The organism is Yersinia sp. 22-579 (assembly GCF_030433455.1).
Taxonomy (GTDB): domain Bacteria; phylum Pseudomonadota; class Gammaproteobacteria; order Enterobacterales; family Enterobacteriaceae; genus Yersinia; species Yersinia enterocolitica.
Window position 1 is genome coordinate 315,614 of record NZ_JAUJTZ010000003.1, and the last position, 17,273, is coordinate 332,886.

The window sequence follows — 17,273 nt, forward strand, 5'->3', positions numbered from 1 at the left end:
CTCAGAAGGTTAAATCTCTTGGGCGTGAGCTAAAACAAAATCTTCAGCTGCTTTTGACCACAACCCGTCAGTTTTACGCAAAATAGCCTGTAGTTCTTGTAATAACGGCGAATCTTGCTGGTGGCTCATCAGTTCACTCAATGATGTCAGCGGCATATTTTTGCCGGTGTAAACCAACTTCTTGCCTCCGATAATTTGCGGTAAATTCAATGTGGTTTCTGCTGCGTCATTTAGCCCAAGAATATGAGATACCACTTTCCCTGCATTCACTTTCTTCGCTTCAATTAACTTTACTGCTTCTCTCATGTCGTCGGTATTGCCACCCGAGGTACCAACATAATGGGTAAAGGAATAATGGATGTCGTAGAAATTAACCGATGCCATAAAATTCTTATCCTGTGGGCCGGCAAAGAAATTAAAGCAGCCATCGGGTGCTAATAGGCTTGAAGCTAATGTGACCAATTCAGCTGAAGGGACGAACACAAAGATATCGTCATAACCTTTACCCTCGGTCAGGGCCATTAAACGTTCAAACTGATCATCAGTTTGTTTAGTATTGAGATAATGCACTTGCGTCTGTGGTTCACTCGGATACAAGCGGGCGGCATAATCCAGCTTTTGCTGGTGGCGATCGGTAACAACCAATAATTGCGGATTAATTGGCCCATGCAGTGCGTAATCAATGGCTAATAATCCCATCGGGCCGGTACCGCCAAGAATCAACACATTACCACCAGGCTTGATTCCCATTTTATGCTGATAAGTGCCGGGAACCAGATGGTAATTGGCATTAAATGCACCGATAACACAAGAAAGCGGCTCGACCAATGAACCCTCAAAATAACTTTCACCTTCATATGGCAGCAAGCAATCTTGTTCCATCACTTCATTGGGAATAACCACATGGGTGGCCTCACCTCCAACATAGGGGAAAGAATATCCGGGGCAATCTGGGCGGTCGGGTAATTGCAAATTAGCCTGAATCACATAACGGCTGCCGGGTTTGAATTTATGCTGCCATTTCTTACCGACTTGCAGAATATCACCGCAAAATTCATGACCAATAATAATGGGATTTTCTGCCACATTATCCGGTACTTTTTTATGGTCAGCGCCCAAATTGGCTTCTTTCCACGAAGAGAGGCAAATACTGTCGGTTACCACTGTTGCCAGAATTTCATCGTCGCCTATTTCTGGTAAATCAAAGCTTTCCAGACGTAGGTCATTTTTACCATATAAACGCAGTGCTTTAGTTTTCATGTGGAACCACCTCAATTATTTTTCGAATATAAAACTTCAAGTCGAATAAAAAACTTTAAGTCGAATAAAAAAACTCCCCGGCATTAATTAGGAAAGAATGCCAAGCCATGAGCCTACAATTCCGAGGCCAAACAGGGAGAAGATGAGCCAGATAGGGTTAATTTTGCGTTTGAGCAAACGCATCATTAATAGAGTAAGACCCAGTGCCAATAAACCTGGGCACAGCTGATCGAGAATATTTTGTACGGTCATGGTGACTGTTGTGCCGTCGTGGCCCGGTGTTTTCGATATCACCAGCGGCACATTGATACTGGTCCATTTGGTGACCAATACCCCCATAATAAACAAGCCCAGAATCGAGGCACCTTCGGTCAGTTTTTGCAGTACATTTCCGCCAAGGTCTTTGACAATGTTGATACCCTTGGTAAAACCGTATTGCAGGCCGAACCATTTCAGGGCCAGGCGCACTGAGTTGAAGGACAAGAAGAAGAGAATTGGCCCTAGCACATTGCCGTTCAGTGCCAGCGAGGCTCCCAAGGCGGCAGTGATGGGGCGTAAAGTGCCCCAAATCAGTGGGTCACCGACCCCGGCCAGCGGCCCCATCAGCCCAACTTTCAAGCTATTGATCGCACCCTCATCAATGTCAGCGCCATTGGCTCGTGCTTCTTCCATGGCGGCGGTGACGCCGATCACTGGCCCGCAGACCGCCGGTGTGGTGTTGAAGAACACTAAGTGGCGTTTCAATGCGGCAATTTGGTCTTCTTTTAGCGGATACAAACGCTTGATTGCGGGTACCATGTCATAGCAGAAACCCAAGCCATGAATACGTTCATAGTTAAAAGAGGCCTGTTGCAAGTTGCTGCGTAAAAACATTTTAAACAGATCAGACCGGGTTAATCGTTTGTTTAATGTGGTCATGTCGGCGTCTCCTAATCTTCTAATTCATCAAGTTTGGCTTGGCTGGCTTGCGCTACAGGCGCTGCCGGTTTCTGATAAAGCGGGTTTAACTGGATATACAGCAAGGCAATGATCAGACCGATACCGCCGAACGCGAGCAGGCTGAATCCGAGGTAACCGCCGACAATAAAACCGAGGAAGAAGAAGGGCATAAGGTATTTCACACCCATCATGTTGAGCACCATGGCGTAACCGACGACGACGATAAACCCGCCGGCAATTTGCAACCCATGAGTCACTACAGTTGGAATTGCATTAAGCATATGGCTAACGGTATCGGCACTCACAAAGATAGAGACGATTAAGACCGGAATGGCGACCCGCATGGCCTGAACCAGCAATGCCGACACATGCATAAAATCAATCATAGCGAAATTGGCTTTTTCAGCAGCCCGATCGGCGGCGTGTTGGAACGCCACGGTGATGGTCCGGGCAAAGACAGTCAGTACCTGACCTGCTGCGGCTACCGGCAGGGCAATAGCGATCCCGGTGGCAATATTCTGATGGCCGACAATGACCAGAATGGTTGAGATAATACTGGCGAGCGCGGAGTCTGGGGATTGCGCAGCACCGACGTTCATCCAACCAAGGGCAATTAACTCCAGTGTCCCGCCGAGGATAACGCCGGTGGTCATATCACCCAGAATCAGTCCGGTAATGGTGCAGGCAATTAATGGTCGGTGAGTTTGGAATTCATCCAACACGCTACCGATACCGGCAATGCATGAGAAAATAAAAATTAAGATTATTTGTAGTAAGCTTATTTCCATGGTGGACCCCTTTGGACAATACACTCCCATGGCTACATAGCCGTGGGTTATAACTAAATAGTTGTATTGACCAGGTTAAGTAATCGGATTTAAATGTTTAATAAAACCTGGGTTATTACTTATATTTCAAGTGAAGCGTCGTTATTTAGACTCCAGCTCGCGTAATTTTTTAATCACATCCACATCAGGATCGGAAGTGACTACCCGTAAATCTAAATGAACACCGCGCTCTGCTAATGCATAAAAAGCGTTAATGTCATTTTGATCAACTGATACCGCTTTGGTTAATTGTGTTTTCCCATGTTTAAATGCCATGCCGCCAATGTTAATAACATCAATTTTTACGCCCTGATCCACCAATCGTAAAACATCTGTTGGATTGGTAAATAAATAAAATACAGTGTCATTGATATAATTTGGGTTGTGATAAACCGCTACCGCCTTTTCAATATTAACGACATTCACCTTTATTCCCGGCGGTGCTGCCTGTTTTAATAATGTTTTCCGAATTTCATCGTTATAAACGTCGTCACTACAAATAATAATACGTCCAGCTTTAGCTTCTTTGGCCCAAACCGTGGTGACCTGACCATGAATCAGCCGGTCGTCAATTCTTGCCAGATTGATTTTCATATAAAGTCAGCCTCTTCTTCTTCGTTATTTTGTTGGTGACGGAATGACTGCACGCACTGTGTGCCAATGTCGAGTAAATAGTCTGTCAGCTCTTCAGCCGCCATCACTTGCTGGTTATCGGCAATCTCTAGTGCTAATGGTAGAGATAATCCACTGATGACCTGAATACGACTATCACTGAATGCCAGGCGCGCGGCGGCGTTATAAGGGCTGCCACCTTGCAAATCGACGGCAATTAGCCAGGAGTCATGTTGATTCTTTGCCATGACATCCTGCATTTTATTTACTAAATTTTCGGCATTCTCACCTCGGTTAAACAGCAGCGGGGTAATATTCTGTGTTTCGCCATATACCATATTGACGGAATTGAGCATTGAAACCGCTAAGTCACCGTGAGCACAAAAAATGACGTTAACCATTATGCCTCCTGTTAGCCTGAATTTGGACAATACTCAGCCACACACGCAATCGCGTCATTTATAATGTTGTGGTGAGCTATTTGGGGAAATGCTTCCCCATATTTATAATTTATACTGTGAGTGCCAGGATCTCCTCGGCAGTTTCTTTGGTGGTTACCAAACTATTAATATATTTTCCTTTAATAGCGCCGATGATCCCGCTGATTTTTTCATGGGAGTGCGCAATCCCAATGGAATAACGCGCTTTTTTAATTTTGTCTAATTGAATGGTAATGGTTTTATCCGAAATATAAGTTTCTACCGGATTACCTTGTAAATCATAAAAGCGTGAGCAGATATCACCGGCAACCTGTCGGTCATTAAAGTGATCAATTACATCGCTGCCATAAAAGGCGCGCCAGGTAGAATTGCCAGAAATATTAGGTGAACCAATACCAAATATAGCGATATCCAGCCGCTGCCAATAATCTGCAATAGCCTGATAATGCTGAGACTGCACGATTCCATCGCGAATAACACTCTCTTCCAGAATCGCCGGAAAATCGATCAGCAATGACTCACCTTTTAATTTCATCGCGGCGCTGTAGACCAGCGTATTCACATGAAAGCGGCTTTCCAATTTACCGGAAGGGCCACCGACCATTGGAATACAAGTTAATTGGCGCGATACCGGCGAGGTATCCATTTGCTCAACCAGTGTGGCAATAGCACTGCCCCAGGAGAAGCCCAGAATATCGCCATTTTCAATAATTCGGTTTAGCAGTGCGCTACACTGTTTTGCCATCAGGATCAGTTGTTGTTCTGGTGATTGGTCTTGCTCGGACGAAACGACAATTGCCTCGCGTAATTTAAAGCGCGATTTCAACTGCTGTTCCAACAACAAATTTTCGTTATAGTTGTAGTTGATTGAAATAGTGACAATGCCTTGTTCGCGCACTCTCTTAAGCATGCGGCTGATGCTGGTGCGATAGATTCCCAGCGCCCGCGCTATCTCAGCTTGCGTGAAATTTTGCTCGTAATACATTTGTGCAATTTTCACCATCAGGCGTAGATCATCGCTCTTTTCCATTTCAGCCTCTTGCACATTTGTGCAAATGTCATTAAGTTATCTATGACCTGATATAATCACTTTCTATTTTTTAAGTCAAAAGCACAAAATAACGCCCCTCTCTGAAATTGCACAATAATTCCCTAATACAATCGATGAAATTAATTTCTGATATCGCACAAGTGTGCAAATATCTTTAATTGTTTGATTTATATATATTAAATAGAAAAGTGATTTTTGTGTTAGACTACTTTATTCCGGACAAATTTTGGATTCTGATCACATTTTTATTTTGCGTGACATGATGGCTTTTGCACATATGTGCAAAATGGCGGTGCAACTGAACAACTCCCGGCCATATTTAGCCGAGAGTTGTCAGGGGAAGGGGCTTACTTCAGCAGTGGTTTGTAGTGATGGGGTTGGCGCATGGCGACCAAATCTTTACGGCGTACCACATTGGTTGGATAAGGGCTGCCCGCGAGAGAGCGGGTATCAATGGTTTGTGTGACTGTTTGTGTTTCTTGCCAAAGTAGCCGCTCATAGCGTGGGAAAGTAAAAGTTTCCGGCCCGAATATGCCGCTATATCCTCCGTGCTCGTTGCTGTCATCTATAGCATTGGCAAAGGCCAGATAAAGGTTATTTTCCCCGGCGCGGGTTCTGAATAAGTGCCAGTGCAACGGGTCGGCTCCGGTCGGAATCGGGTAACTTTGTACCACAGTGCTGCCCTGATGCGCGGCGGTAAAACCGGCAGGCAGGGCGGCGGAACAGGCGATAATATCGCATCCCATTAGGGCTAAAATGCGTGCTGATTCGGGCAATAATGCATCATGACCTAGCAACAATCCGATTCTACCGAGCACCGTATCAAATACACGCCAGTGCTCTCCCGCGCTGGCCCATTGTTGCTGTGCCTGAGAAAGATGTATTTGCCGGTAAGTGCCGATGACCCCCTCCGGGCCAAATAGCATCTGCGTGTTGTAATATTTATCCTGTTGTTTTTCCGCCATTCCCACTACCAGATAGACCCGCAATGTCATGGCGAGGCGGACCAGAGCCTGCACGGCGGGGCTATCTTTGGTTTGAGCATGAGCCGCACCTGCGAGATAACCCGTCAGGGCTAACTCTGGGAACACAATAAGCTCACTGCCTTGTTGTAAAACAGCTTCCTCTGTCATGGCGATTATCGTCGCCAGATTATCCTCCACCTGTGCAGTTGAGCAGAACTGCGCCACTGTGATGCGGCTCTGTTTACCTGGTGGTAAAGGTTGTTGCCCATAAAGACCAAAGAAATCCTGTGGGTTCCACAAAAAACTGTCGCTTAATAGCGAGTGATAATAGTCAGGGCGGCGTTGATCAAACACTAATTCGCCCAACACCCGGCGCTGACGGCTGCGGTTGATATCAATTTCGGCATAAGCAATCCCGTCGCCGTTATCGAGCACCGCGGCGATGTTGCCATCGGGCTCAATGATGCAACTACCACCGCTAAATTGGACACCGCGCTCTAATCCCCAACGGTTGCTCTCCAGTAAATAACAGCCATTTTCCATTGCCCGGCTGATCCAGTATGGGGCCGGAGTGCGCTCCGCCAGCCAGTTACTGATATGACAAATTACGTCAACGCCATCCAGCGCTAACAAACGGGCGGTCTCAGGGAAATGAATATCCATACACACCAGCATGCCAATACGCCCCAGTGGGGTATCAAATACTTGATGCCCAACATCCCCTGCCGCAGCCCACTTGGGTTCTGAAATATAAGGGTGACTTTTACGATGACAGCCAATTACCCCCTGCGGCCCGATTAATACCGCACTGTTGTAATACAGCGCTGTTTGCGGGTCCACTTCGGGCATACCTAATACGATATAACACTGATAACGCTGAGCTAATTCAGTGAAGCGAGCGGTGCTCTCACCAGGAACCGTTTCGACCATCGGTGCAATTTCTTGTCTGTCAAACCAACAGTAGCCAGTGGTTGCCATTTCTGGCGTGGTAATCAGACGCGCACCTTTCTGTGCCGCTTGTTCTACCAATACCAGTAACTGACGTAGATTCGCTTCTTTAGCAAACATTAAGGGCTCAAACTGAATAGCGGCGGCAAGATAAGGGGCTATCGACATGATTATCCTCATAAATAATGAATACTATGTTCGGGGAACTCCAGGTGATTAATACTCAGTTCTTGCGGCTATTGGCTACCCCTGGGGTGGTCCAGGAGAAAATATCATTAGCCTGAATCAGCGCACATGAGATCTCTTCGACAGTGATGCGCTTGTCCATAGCTTGATGGCGCAGGATCTCGTAAGCCTGTTCTTCACCAATGCTGTGCATTCGCATCAGGATAGCTTTGGCTTCACTCACCTGGCGGATGCCCAGCACTTTTTTTTCCAGCCGCTCGATACGATCACTCATCTGCCGCTGCTGCTGAGCATGGTGTAAAGCAAATACCATGGCCGAGAGTAAACCAGAGGCGCGAATCGGGGTGGTTATCGTGGTGCCAGCACCCATGTTGAGAGCTTGATCAATAAACGTCGGGTTTTCATAGGCGATAACCGCAATCAGAGCGTGTTTGCCAGGGTCGAGCCACGACACATCTGGCTCTGGTTTATCTGACTGTAATGCATAGAAAATCAGGTCAGTATCGGCAGGTAGTTGCTCGGGGATCGGCCAGAAGGCCTGCACCTTAAACCCCATTCGGCGCAGATGATTGGTGAGTGTTTCGCCATCTTCGTCATCGGGATGTAGCACCACACAGCGGATCCCGCGGCTAAGTAATAGGGCTGTTGCACTGATTCTGTTGTCACTAGGTCGCATGTGGGTACCCCACTGTCGTGAGCTTCGTGACCCAATCGCCCTGAATCTGGTTAGTCATATAGGGGTCGGGTTCGACGATGCGGCGAGATTCCTGCACGATAGTAAATTGCCCACTTTCATTTGCCATACCAATTCGCGGATACAGCCCGGTATGTTGATTCAGTGGATCAATACGAATGCGGCCTTGCGGTGCATCGAATTGGCTGCCGCGCAGTGCCGCAGAAAGCGGGTAAATATGGTCACTGCCACACTCGGCCATCGCTTTGGCAAACAGATGTACCTGGCTGTAAGTGGCTTCCCAATTCATGTCGGTGGTGAGTTCCCGCCCGAATTGTTGATGAAATTGTTTGAGTGCCGCTTGATTGGCTTTGGTGTCGATGCTTTGGAAGTAGGGGGCTGAGCTGAAATGACCTTGTGCCATTTCTGCCCCCATAATGGCAATCTCAGTTTCTGATGTATTCAGGCTGCCAATAGGCATACGGCCCGGATCCAGCCCTGCGGCCTGATAAGCTTGATACAAGAAAGGGACAGTCTGCCCGACCACGGTACTGAAGATGAAATCCGGCTGTTTTTTGGTTATCTCTTCAATAATGGGCAGGAAAGCCTCATAAGGTGCATTCAGATCAAGATAGCGCTCGCCAATCACTGCACCATCATGGCGTTGCAGAATCAACTCCTGCATATTGCGGTTACATTCGTAGGGATAGATATAGCGCGAACCAATCAAATAGACTCGCGCGCCAAACTGGCCGGTCAGATAGTCTGCCAATTGCACGCAGTTCTGATTAGGAGCGGCTCCGCCATAGAAAATATTGTCAGAAAACTCAAAACCTTCATACAGTTGTGAATAGAACAGCAACCGCCGATATTTTTCTACCACCGGTGACATGGCTTTGCGACTACTGGAGGTGTAGCCGCCAAAAATCACATTAACCTCATGCTCGACGATCAATTTCTCGGCCAGCGTTCGGAACAATGCATCATCAGATTGTGGATCAAAATGTATAGCATTCAACAACCTGCCGTTGATGCCGCCGTTTTGGTTAATTTCAGCAATGGCTTGCGTCGCCCCGCGCCATTGCGACAGTTCTTGAGCTGCTGTTACACCGCTGAAGGAGTACAGTAAGCCAATATTGACCGGGGTATCTGAACCCATATGCACCTGCTTACACTATTAAAAGGATGATTGTGCGAATGCTCATAACCCCAGGCGTATACCGGGGGAAGGGATTATTGCGCTAACAGTTCTTTATTCAGCATCGCGCCGACGGTGTATTTTGGGTCAACCATATTACCCAGCCGCACTTTGCCGCATTGACTCAGCAGCATGTAGGCATCCCATTGTTCAAAGCCAAAATCGGCCACCAACCAGTAAATTAAGTCACGATAAGCAATACGCGTCGCATCTTCTAATGGGCGGGCACTGCCGATACTCATGATGGTTTCTGCGTTTTCCATGCGCGGCCAAGAGAGTTGCCAGTTTTTAATCAGATCCACTTTGATGGTGGTGATTGAGGCAAACTCCACTGCGGTACCGCAAATCTCGCCATCCCCCTGGCAGGCATGAGCATCACCAATAAACAGCCGGCCGCCGGGGGCACGAACTGGCAGATAGGTAATGCTGCCTGGCCCGATATCCGGTACATCCATATTCCCGCCGTGATTATCCGGCGTCAGAGAATTGATTGAGTCAATTTCAGGCGACACACTCAGGGTGCCGATATGTGGCTTATAGGGCAGGGTATGGCGCTCGCTCCAGTAGACCTTTTCACTATCGAGCTTAATCATGCGCACTTTTTCTGGCAGCGGATCATTGAGCATGGCGGTCAAATCTGTGCCGGTCAGCCCACCAAAATGCGGGATCATGGCGCAAATACCGTGCGGATTCACACCACGCGGCAACATGGACTCGATATAGACCGCAATCACATCGCCTTTCTCGGCACCATTGACCATGATCGGGCCATTCTGTGGATTGAGAAAAGGCATTTTGAGCAGTTGGCTCGGAATATCTTGCTCCGAGCTGATCGCGCCTTCAAAAGCATCTCGTGTATCCACAATCACCCGGTCGCCCGGTTCAATGGTCAATACTGGCGTCGAGTAGGGGCCAATGGTGTAGTGAAACTCTTTTTGCATCTCTTCTGTCAAATGATGGGTCACCGGTTTACGTCCTGCACCGACACCACGCTTGACCATGATTGATTCTTCCAGCCATTTCATTAGCAATTCTCCACGTAATAAGGGCACCCGGTTACAAAGCCAGATGGCGACGCATTAAAAGATCATCAGAAAGTTGTTGTTGTGAAAGAGTTTCCACTACCTGGCCTTTATCCATCACCGCACAACGTTGTGCGGCCCGCTGGATCATGGCGATATCCTGTTCAACCAGAATCACCGCGACATGAAGTTCGCGAGCAATACGCACCAAGGTATCGGCAATAATATTGACGATAGAGGGTTGAACACCTTCAGAAGGTTCATCCAGTAGTAATACTTTTGGCGAGCCAACCAAGGCTCTGGCGATAGCCAACTGTTGCTGTTCGCCGCCACTCATGGTGCCGGCTTTTTGTTTGAGTCTTTGGCGCAAGATCGGGAAGTAATCCAGTACCCGTTCAAGTAAGTCTTTGGCAAACTCCCGGTGTTCGCGAACAAATTGCATCCCAACTTGCAGGTTCTCCGCCACTGTCAAGCCAGCGAATACCTCTCGTCCTTGTGGGACGTAACCAATCCCCAGTCGTGCGCGGCGCTGCGGGGAGGCTTGGGTGATATCAATTTCGCCCAACAAAATATGGCCTTGTTTCGCCGGAACTGCGCCAATCAAGGTACGCATTAAGGTGGTTTTCCCCACCCCATTGCGGCCAATCAACCCCAATACTTCTGCCGCGTGCAGTTGCAGAGTGACGCCATTAAGCACTTGTCCACCGCCATATCCCCCGGTTAGCCCTGCTATTTGTAAAACCACGTTATTCATACTGCTTTCCCCAAATAGATATCTGCTACATCCTCACGCGCCAGCACCTCGGCGGCATTACCGTCGGCAAAAACTTGCCCGCCGTGGAGGACAGTGACCTGCGAGGCAATTTGCCGCACGAATGTCATGTCGTGTTCCACCACCATCAATGTCAGACCATCAGCTTGCATCTGCTTGATAAGCTCACCGGTGAGATAAGTTTCATCGATAGATAAACCTGCTACCGGTTCATCGAGCATTAACAGCGTGGGTTGTAGCGACACTGCCATAGCAATTTCCAGCCACTGTTTCTTGCCGTGGGATAAGTTTCCTGCCAACTGGTGATATTCGGCGCTGAGCTTAAAACGCTCTAATAGTTCATCGACGCTGACGGCTTGCGAGCTAACCTCTGGGCGTAAATGACTGAGTGACAACTGCAAATGCTGCTCGACGGTCAGTTCAGGGAAAATGCCGGGAATCTGAAACTTAATACTCATGCCCATGCGGATACGTTGGAAGGGGGCTAAAGTATTCAGCCGCCGATTGAAGAAGCGGATATCCCCCTCGCTTGGCGTATGTTCGCCAGTCAGTAATTTGAAAAAGGTACTTTTACCCGCACCGTTCGGGCCAATGACGCAACGCACTTCACCGCGACGGATTTGCAAATCAACTTGATTGATAACCTGAATACCGCCAAAGCGCTTGCTCAGCCCACGGGTTTCGAGGATCAGATCTTGAGCTGTCTGATTCATAGCGATTCCCCTTTTTTCGACCAGCGAGTGATTCTTTCTGCCAGCCAAGGCAATAAGCCATTCGGGGCGGCTAGTACCACGAACAACAAAATAGCGCCGAGCAGGATCATGGCGTATTCGCTGCCATAGATAGCCAACCATTGTGATAACCACACCAGCAGGGCGGTGATGACCAGGGTACCAAAGATATTTTTACGCCCGGCAGTCGCCACCCAGATAACCGGCATGGCGGCGGCGGTCAGTCCCATGGAGGACGGCGTGATATATGAACCCCACAAGGTATACAGCGCACCGGACAAACCGGAGAGCACACCGCCGAGCACGAACACCAGCAATTGGTAGCGGCGAATATCAATACCGAGCATCTCTGCCCGACGCGGATTCTCACGAATAGAGGCCAGCGTCAGGCCAAAATTTGAGCGCAATAGCCGCCGCACAGCCCAGTAAACTCCCGCGAGTAACAGGATAATCAGGTAATAAAAGGCATTACCTTCCAGAGTCAGTAATTCGCCGCCGAACCATGGTAAGGAGAGCGGTGGCATACCTGACATGCCATTAAACCCATTCAGTCGCGCGCTGCCGATTGCCCATTGTGGGCCAGCGGTCTGCGACATAAAGGTTTCCAATACCAGAGTGAAAGACAAGGTAACAATGCCGATAAAAATGCCGGTCACTCCGCCGTAAAACATCAGATAACCCAGCGCAGCCGCGACAGCTGCCGCCACCAGCAGTGCCATAATCAAGCCCGACCAGGTGGAGAGTACCCCGTCGCCGAAATTCAGCGTCATCACGCCGTAGGTATAACCGGCAAGGCCAAAGAACGCGGTCTGCCCGAAAGATAAAATGCCACCATGCCCCCACATTGCTGCTAATCCGATGGCACAGAAGGTCCACAGCAGGAAGTAGGAAAAGTCGCCGATCATCGCGCTATCGACCACCAATGGCAGCGCGAGTGCGCCCACCAGAATGAGCAATGCGGCCAGCCGAGTCGTCGATGGCGTGCGCTGTTTTGCCGCCGATAAATTAAGAGAAGTCGTTGTCACATGCAGCTCCTAGCGGTTACGGGTAAACAGACTGCCAACACCGTTTGGCAATAGACGGATAACCAATACGGCGGTGACCAGTAAGCCAATTTGCCCGGCCAACTGCCCATACCAGGAATTCAGCCCGGTTTGTATTGCGCCTAATGCAATCGCTGCAGGAATGGTGCCAACAAGGACATTTGCGCCACCAACGACCACCGAAACAAAAGCCTGAACAATAAAACTGCTGCCCATGGTAGGAACGGCGGTTAGGGTCGGGGCATAAATGGCCCCGGCTAATCCCGCCAGTCCTGCACCCAACGCGAATGTCAGGGTATAAATACGATCAGTTTCCAAGCCCAAACAGGAGGCCATGCGGGCATTTTGAATGGTAGCTCTGGCGCAGACGCCGTAATTGGTGTGGAAAAACAGCCAATAGAGCACCATCAAGATGGCAATGGCGAAGAAGGGCAGTAATGCACGATAGGTGGCAAAAGAGTATTCGCCGAGGGTGAAAGAGCCGAAGGGCGTGGACAGCCCTTCCAGTGACGGGCCAGCGATCAGCAACATACTTTGTTGCACAATCAAGCTGATAGCCCAGGTCGCAACCACCGAATCATATAAGCGACCATAGAGATGGCGGACGATCAGTCGCTCGACGACGCCGCCGAAGAATGCCGCCGCCAGGCTACCGGCCAGCATGGCGAAGGGGAGTGGCAGGCCAGCTTTATTCATTAAAATGGTGACATAAGCGCCACACATAATGAATTCGCCGTGCGCCAGATTGATAACCCCCATCATGCCAAAAATAACCGCCAGCCCTAGTGCTGCCAGCACCAGATAGGCGAAGTTATCGCCAAACTGATAAATCACCGAATAGAGAAAGGATAGCGTTAACATCGTTTGGCAATCCCTGGTGTCCTGATTGACACAATTGAAAATGGATAACACAGGGAAGCCCGCTCAAGCGGTGACTTCCCTATAAAATAGCCCGTTCAAACTGCTGACAAAGTCAAATGAAGGGGAAACGTGCCGTTGGGGTCGTAGTGGCGTAAGCCACCGGAGCGCCCCGAGGTGCGGTCAACCCTTCACTCATCAAGCTATCTAGCTTTGTCATTAGCTAGGTTTAGGCCTTTTTCGGCGGAGATGATGGCGTGTATTGGCTGTTGTCCGGTTTTACCGGTAAGTTACAACCGGCTTCACCCAACCAATACGGTTTGATATCGGCCCACACTTTCGGGATCTCGATCGAGTGGTCGTCCTTCACATGAGCCAGATAGATGGTATGACTCAAATGATGGCTTTTCGGATCGATACAGACTTTCCCTGAAGGGCCGTCAGTGCAGATATCGCCGCTTTCCAGTGATTTACGCACAGCATCCATATCGGTGCTGCCCGCTTTTTCTACCGCGGCTTTGTACAGATAAACCGCGTCATAGGCATTGGCCGCTTCCTGATTGATGTAAGGCTCATTCGGGAATTTGGCGTGGAAACGCTGTTTGAAATCATTACTGGCAGGGCTATCTACTTCTTCAATGTAGTTAGCGGTGATATACATATCTTTCAGCGCCGGAGCTTTAAAGCGCTTGTGCTCATAAGCCTGGCCGACGTTAACGGAGCTACCCATTGGCAAATTCAGTTTTGCCGCAGCTTGCTGCTCGTAATAGGAGGATTGGTTGGCTCCGACCAACAAAGTCATGACGAAATCAGGTTTGGCTTTCTGGATATTTTGAATGGTTTGGCCAAATTGCGAGACACTTAGCGGGATAAATTCCTCACCGACCATAGTGCCGCCATTTTCTTCCACAATTTTGCGTACCCACTCGGCTGAGATTTGACCGAAATTATAGTCAGCGGCAATGGTATAAACTTTTTTGCCGTACTTCTCCATCATCCACGGGATCAAGGTTGAGAACTGCTGTTCAGGCACTGCACCGGTGACGAAAACATTGGAGTCACACACGCCGCCTTCATACTGATTGTTATACCAATAGAGCTGTTTTTCGCGATCCATTATCGGGCGGATAGCTTCGCGTGAGGCACTGGAAAATGCCCCGAAGATCACATCCACTTTGTCATTTTTAATTAAGCGACGAGCCATTTGTTGGAAGCGGGTGTTGTCGGATTGCGTATCGTATTTGACCAACTCGATTGGGCGTCCGAGTATGCCGCCTTTGGCATTAATCTCTTCTACAGCAAGTTCTGTGGCATGAATTTTGGGGATCACCGGTAAGGCAAAGTTACCGGATGCATCTTCCAACAAACCTATTTTTACCGGTTTTTCTGCCGCCATCGTCATTCCTGAGTAGGTCATGGCAAATGCCGCGGCCAGCGCGATGGAGAGAGTGGTGTGATGACATTTAATTTTGGACCATTTTATTCCTGACATAAGTACCCCTGGCATTGGTTAAAAAAGTGAGTCTGAAAAAAAGCCAAAAAAAAAGCCCGGCAAAGTCAGATGACATTGCGAGGGCTCTATTGCCATAACCACAAGCCGACAACGTTGGCGTTCTTGCGGAGAAGTCAGGGTCACTATAAAAAGCATTTAGAGTTATTGTCAACGAAGAATTTTCAATAAAAATCAAATAGTAGAATTGAAACTCGTTGCACTAAATCAGGGCTTTCGGTTGCACGAAAATGGCCCATTCATCCGCAAGCGCTAACTGCGGGTGAAGAAGCGTAATGCGGTGAAATTATCAAGGATGGGGGTGTGGAATAGGGGGGGAGGTTAATAAATTGCACCAGTGGAGTGCTTAAAAAATATTCAAATATTTATCTGCTTTTTACCTGTTACCTGTAATCGATCCGACCTCGGCAAAATTACCGAGGTCGGATTGCGATATTAGCCGCAGCGGTTACATTTTGATGCTTGGATCTGTTGGAAGAAATCGTTGCCTTTATCATCTACCAGAATAAAGGCTGGGAAATCTTCGACTTCAATTTTCCAGATGGCTTCCATACCCAGCTCAGGGTACTCCACACATTCCAAACTCTTGATACTGTTTTGCGCCAGGACGGCTGCGGGGCCGCCAATGCTGCCCAGATAGAAACCGCCGTGCTTGTGGCAAGCATCGGTGACTTGCTGGCTGCGGTTGCCTTTTGCCAACATGATCATGCTGCCGCCGTGGGATTGCAGCAGATCAACATAGGAATCCATGCGCCCTGCGGTGGTGGGGCCAAGTGAACCAGAAGCATAACCTTCCGGGGTTTTCGCTGGCCCCGCGTAGTAGATCGGATGATCTTTAATGTACTGCGGTAAACCTTCGCCGTTATCCAGCCGCTCTTTCAATTTGGCATGAGCAATATCACGGCCAACAATAATAGTGCCGGTCAGCGACAGGCGGGTTGATACCGGATACTGCGACAGCTCTTTTAAGATATCGGCCATCGGGCGGTTAAGATCGATTTTAACCACTTTGCCTTCGGTGCTATGGCGCAGGTGCTCAGGGATATATTTTCCTGGGTTTTGCTCCAATTTCTCCAGCCAGATACCTTTGCGGTTAATTTTACCTTTGATATTCCGGTCAGCAGAGCAGGAAACCCCCATGCCAACAGGACAGGAGGCTCCGTGACGCGGCAAACGCACCACCCGCACATCATGAGCAAAGTATTTACCGCCAAATTGCGCGCCCAGACCTAAATCCTGTGCAGCTTCCAGCAGTTCTTGCTCCAGTTGGATATCACGGAAAGCTTGCCCGTGCTCATTGCCTTCGGTTGGCAGACCATCGTAATACTTGGTGGAGGCCAGCTTAACGGTTTTGAGCGTGCTTTCAGCCGAGGTGCCGCCAATAACAAAGGCGATATGATACGGCGGGCAGGCCGCTGTCCCCAAGGTACGCATTTTCTCAACCAGATAGTCTTTCAGCTTACCCGGAGAGAGCAGAGCCTTGGTTTCTTGATACAGATAGGTTTTGTTGGCTGAGCCGCCACCTTTGGTGACGAATAAGAATTTATAATCTTCACCCTCAGTGCTGTACAGGTCGATTTGCGCTGGCAGGTTAGTGCCGGTATTCACTTCTTGGTACATATCCAGCGCCGCGTTTTGTGAGTAGCGCAGATTGTCTTCAATGAAAGTGTTATACACACCGCGTGACAGGGCTTCGGCATCATTGCCGCCAGTCCAGACACGCTGGCCTTTTTTACCCACGATAATAGCGGTGCCGGTATCCTGACAGGTCGGTAAAATCCCTTTGGCTGAGATTTCAGAATTGCGTAGGAATTGCAGGGCAACATACTTATCATTTTCGCTGGCTTCCGGGTCATCCAAAATGGCAGCAACTTGTTTTTGGTGAGCGGGGCGGAGCAGGAATGAGGCATCGTGGAAAGCATGTTGGGCAAGGAGGGTCAGGGCTTCAGGTTCGACTTTTAGAATGTCGTGACCTTCAAACTGTGCGACCGAAACATGATTATTACTGACAAGGTAATACTCAGTATCGTCTTCCTTTAACGGGAAGGGATCCTGATAGTGGAACGGTTTGTTTGACATATTTTTCTCACATTCAACATCAGTTAGCGAAAATGTTCGATAACAGAAACAATCGTTAGCAATCGATAGAAGAACCAAGCCGATATTTTTTAGTATGACTTTAACAAGAATTTTACTATAGATTGTCGGTGCGAGGCGATGGCTCCACCCTCTTTATAA

16 protein-coding genes are annotated in these 17,273 nt (G+C 48.7%); all 16 read right to left on the bottom strand.

The genetic code is table 11. The features are described from left to right. Window positions 1-9 precede the first annotated feature (9 nt). The 16 genes from QSV56_RS05485 to fumA all read right to left on the bottom strand — a co-directional run bounded on the left by QSV56_RS05485 (window position 10) and on the right by fumA (window position 17,114). Window positions 10-1,260, bottom strand: a complete 1,251-nt coding sequence (locus tag QSV56_RS05485; protein ID WP_019080402.1) for a zinc-binding dehydrogenase — start codon at window positions 1,258-1,260, stop codon at window positions 10-12. Between the two features lie 87 nt (window positions 1,261-1,347). Next, window positions 1,348-2,178, bottom strand: a complete 831-nt coding sequence (locus QSV56_RS05490) for a PTS system mannose/fructose/sorbose family transporter subunit IID (protein ID WP_011815634.1) — start codon at window positions 2,176-2,178, stop codon at window positions 1,348-1,350. 11 nt (window positions 2,179-2,189) lie between these two features. Next, window positions 2,190-2,987, bottom strand: coding sequence for a PTS mannose/fructose/sorbose transporter subunit IIC (locus tag QSV56_RS05495; RefSeq protein WP_005165149.1), 798 nt, complete (start codon window positions 2,985-2,987; stop codon window positions 2,190-2,192). Window positions 2,988-3,128: 141 nt separating this feature from the next. After that, window positions 3,129-3,620, bottom strand: coding sequence for a mannose/fructose/sorbose PTS transporter subunit IIB (locus tag QSV56_RS05500; RefSeq protein WP_019080401.1), 492 nt, complete (start codon window positions 3,618-3,620; stop codon window positions 3,129-3,131). After that, on the bottom strand, window positions 3,617-4,039 hold the full coding sequence (locus QSV56_RS05505) for a PTS sugar transporter subunit IIA (protein WP_019083899.1): 423 nt from the start codon (window positions 4,037-4,039) through the stop codon (window positions 3,617-3,619). Before QSV56_RS05505 ends, QSV56_RS05500 begins: the two co-directional genes overlap by 4 nt. Before the next feature lie 109 nt (window positions 4,040-4,148). Next, window positions 4,149-5,108, bottom strand: coding sequence for a sugar-binding transcriptional regulator (locus QSV56_RS05510; protein ID WP_011815637.1), 960 nt, complete (start codon window positions 5,106-5,108; stop codon window positions 4,149-4,151). Between the two features lie 368 nt (window positions 5,109-5,476). After that, window positions 5,477-7,210: a nitrilase-related carbon-nitrogen hydrolase gene (locus tag QSV56_RS05515; RefSeq protein WP_050161870.1), complete on the bottom strand. Its 1,734-nt coding sequence runs from the start codon at window positions 7,208-7,210 to the stop codon at window positions 5,477-5,479. 55 nt (window positions 7,211-7,265) lie between these two features. Then, a complete protein-coding gene (locus QSV56_RS05520) occupies window positions 7,266-7,904 on the bottom strand; it encodes an ANTAR domain-containing response regulator (RefSeq protein ID WP_046051529.1) in 639 nt (212 codons plus the stop codon). Further along, window positions 7,894-9,060, bottom strand: a complete 1,167-nt coding sequence (locus QSV56_RS05525; RefSeq protein ID WP_046051528.1) for a transporter substrate-binding domain-containing protein — start codon at window positions 9,058-9,060, stop codon at window positions 7,894-7,896. Before QSV56_RS05525 ends, QSV56_RS05520 begins: the two co-directional genes overlap by 11 nt. Before the next feature lie 74 nt (window positions 9,061-9,134). After that, window positions 9,135-10,124 carry an acetamidase/formamidase family protein gene (locus QSV56_RS05530; RefSeq protein WP_004389165.1) on the bottom strand — a complete coding sequence of 330 codons (990 nt, stop codon included), beginning with the start codon at window positions 10,122-10,124 and terminating at the stop codon, window positions 9,135-9,137. 31 nt (window positions 10,125-10,155) lie between these two features. After that, window positions 10,156-10,875: an ABC transporter ATP-binding protein gene (locus tag QSV56_RS05535; protein ID WP_019083895.1), complete on the bottom strand. Its 720-nt coding sequence runs from the start codon at window positions 10,873-10,875 to the stop codon at window positions 10,156-10,158. Continuing rightward, window positions 10,872-11,606, bottom strand: coding sequence for an ABC transporter ATP-binding protein (locus tag QSV56_RS05540; protein ID WP_019083894.1), 735 nt, complete (start codon window positions 11,604-11,606; stop codon window positions 10,872-10,874). The genes QSV56_RS05535 and QSV56_RS05540 overlap by 4 nt, the downstream gene beginning before the upstream one ends. Next, entirely contained in the window at window positions 11,603-12,649 is a 1,047-nt protein-coding gene (locus QSV56_RS05545; protein ID WP_046051526.1) for an ABC transporter permease, read from the bottom strand. Before QSV56_RS05545 ends, QSV56_RS05540 begins: the two co-directional genes overlap by 4 nt. 9 nt (window positions 12,650-12,658) lie before the next feature. Continuing rightward, the gene (locus QSV56_RS05550) at window positions 12,659-13,528 is read right to left on the bottom strand and encodes a branched-chain amino acid ABC transporter permease (protein WP_050158657.1); all 870 of its coding nucleotides are present in this window, start codon (window positions 13,526-13,528) and stop codon (window positions 12,659-12,661) included. 226 nt (window positions 13,529-13,754) lie between these two features. Beyond that, entirely contained in the window at window positions 13,755-14,921 is a 1,167-nt protein-coding gene (locus tag QSV56_RS05555) for an urea ABC transporter substrate-binding protein (RefSeq protein WP_019080392.1), read from the bottom strand. A gap of 549 nt (window positions 14,922-15,470) precedes the next feature. Beyond that, window positions 15,471-17,114, bottom strand: a complete 1,644-nt coding sequence (fumA, locus tag QSV56_RS05560; protein ID WP_046051525.1) for a class I fumarate hydratase FumA — start codon at window positions 17,112-17,114, stop codon at window positions 15,471-15,473. Between the last annotated feature and the right edge of the window lie 159 nt (window positions 17,115-17,273).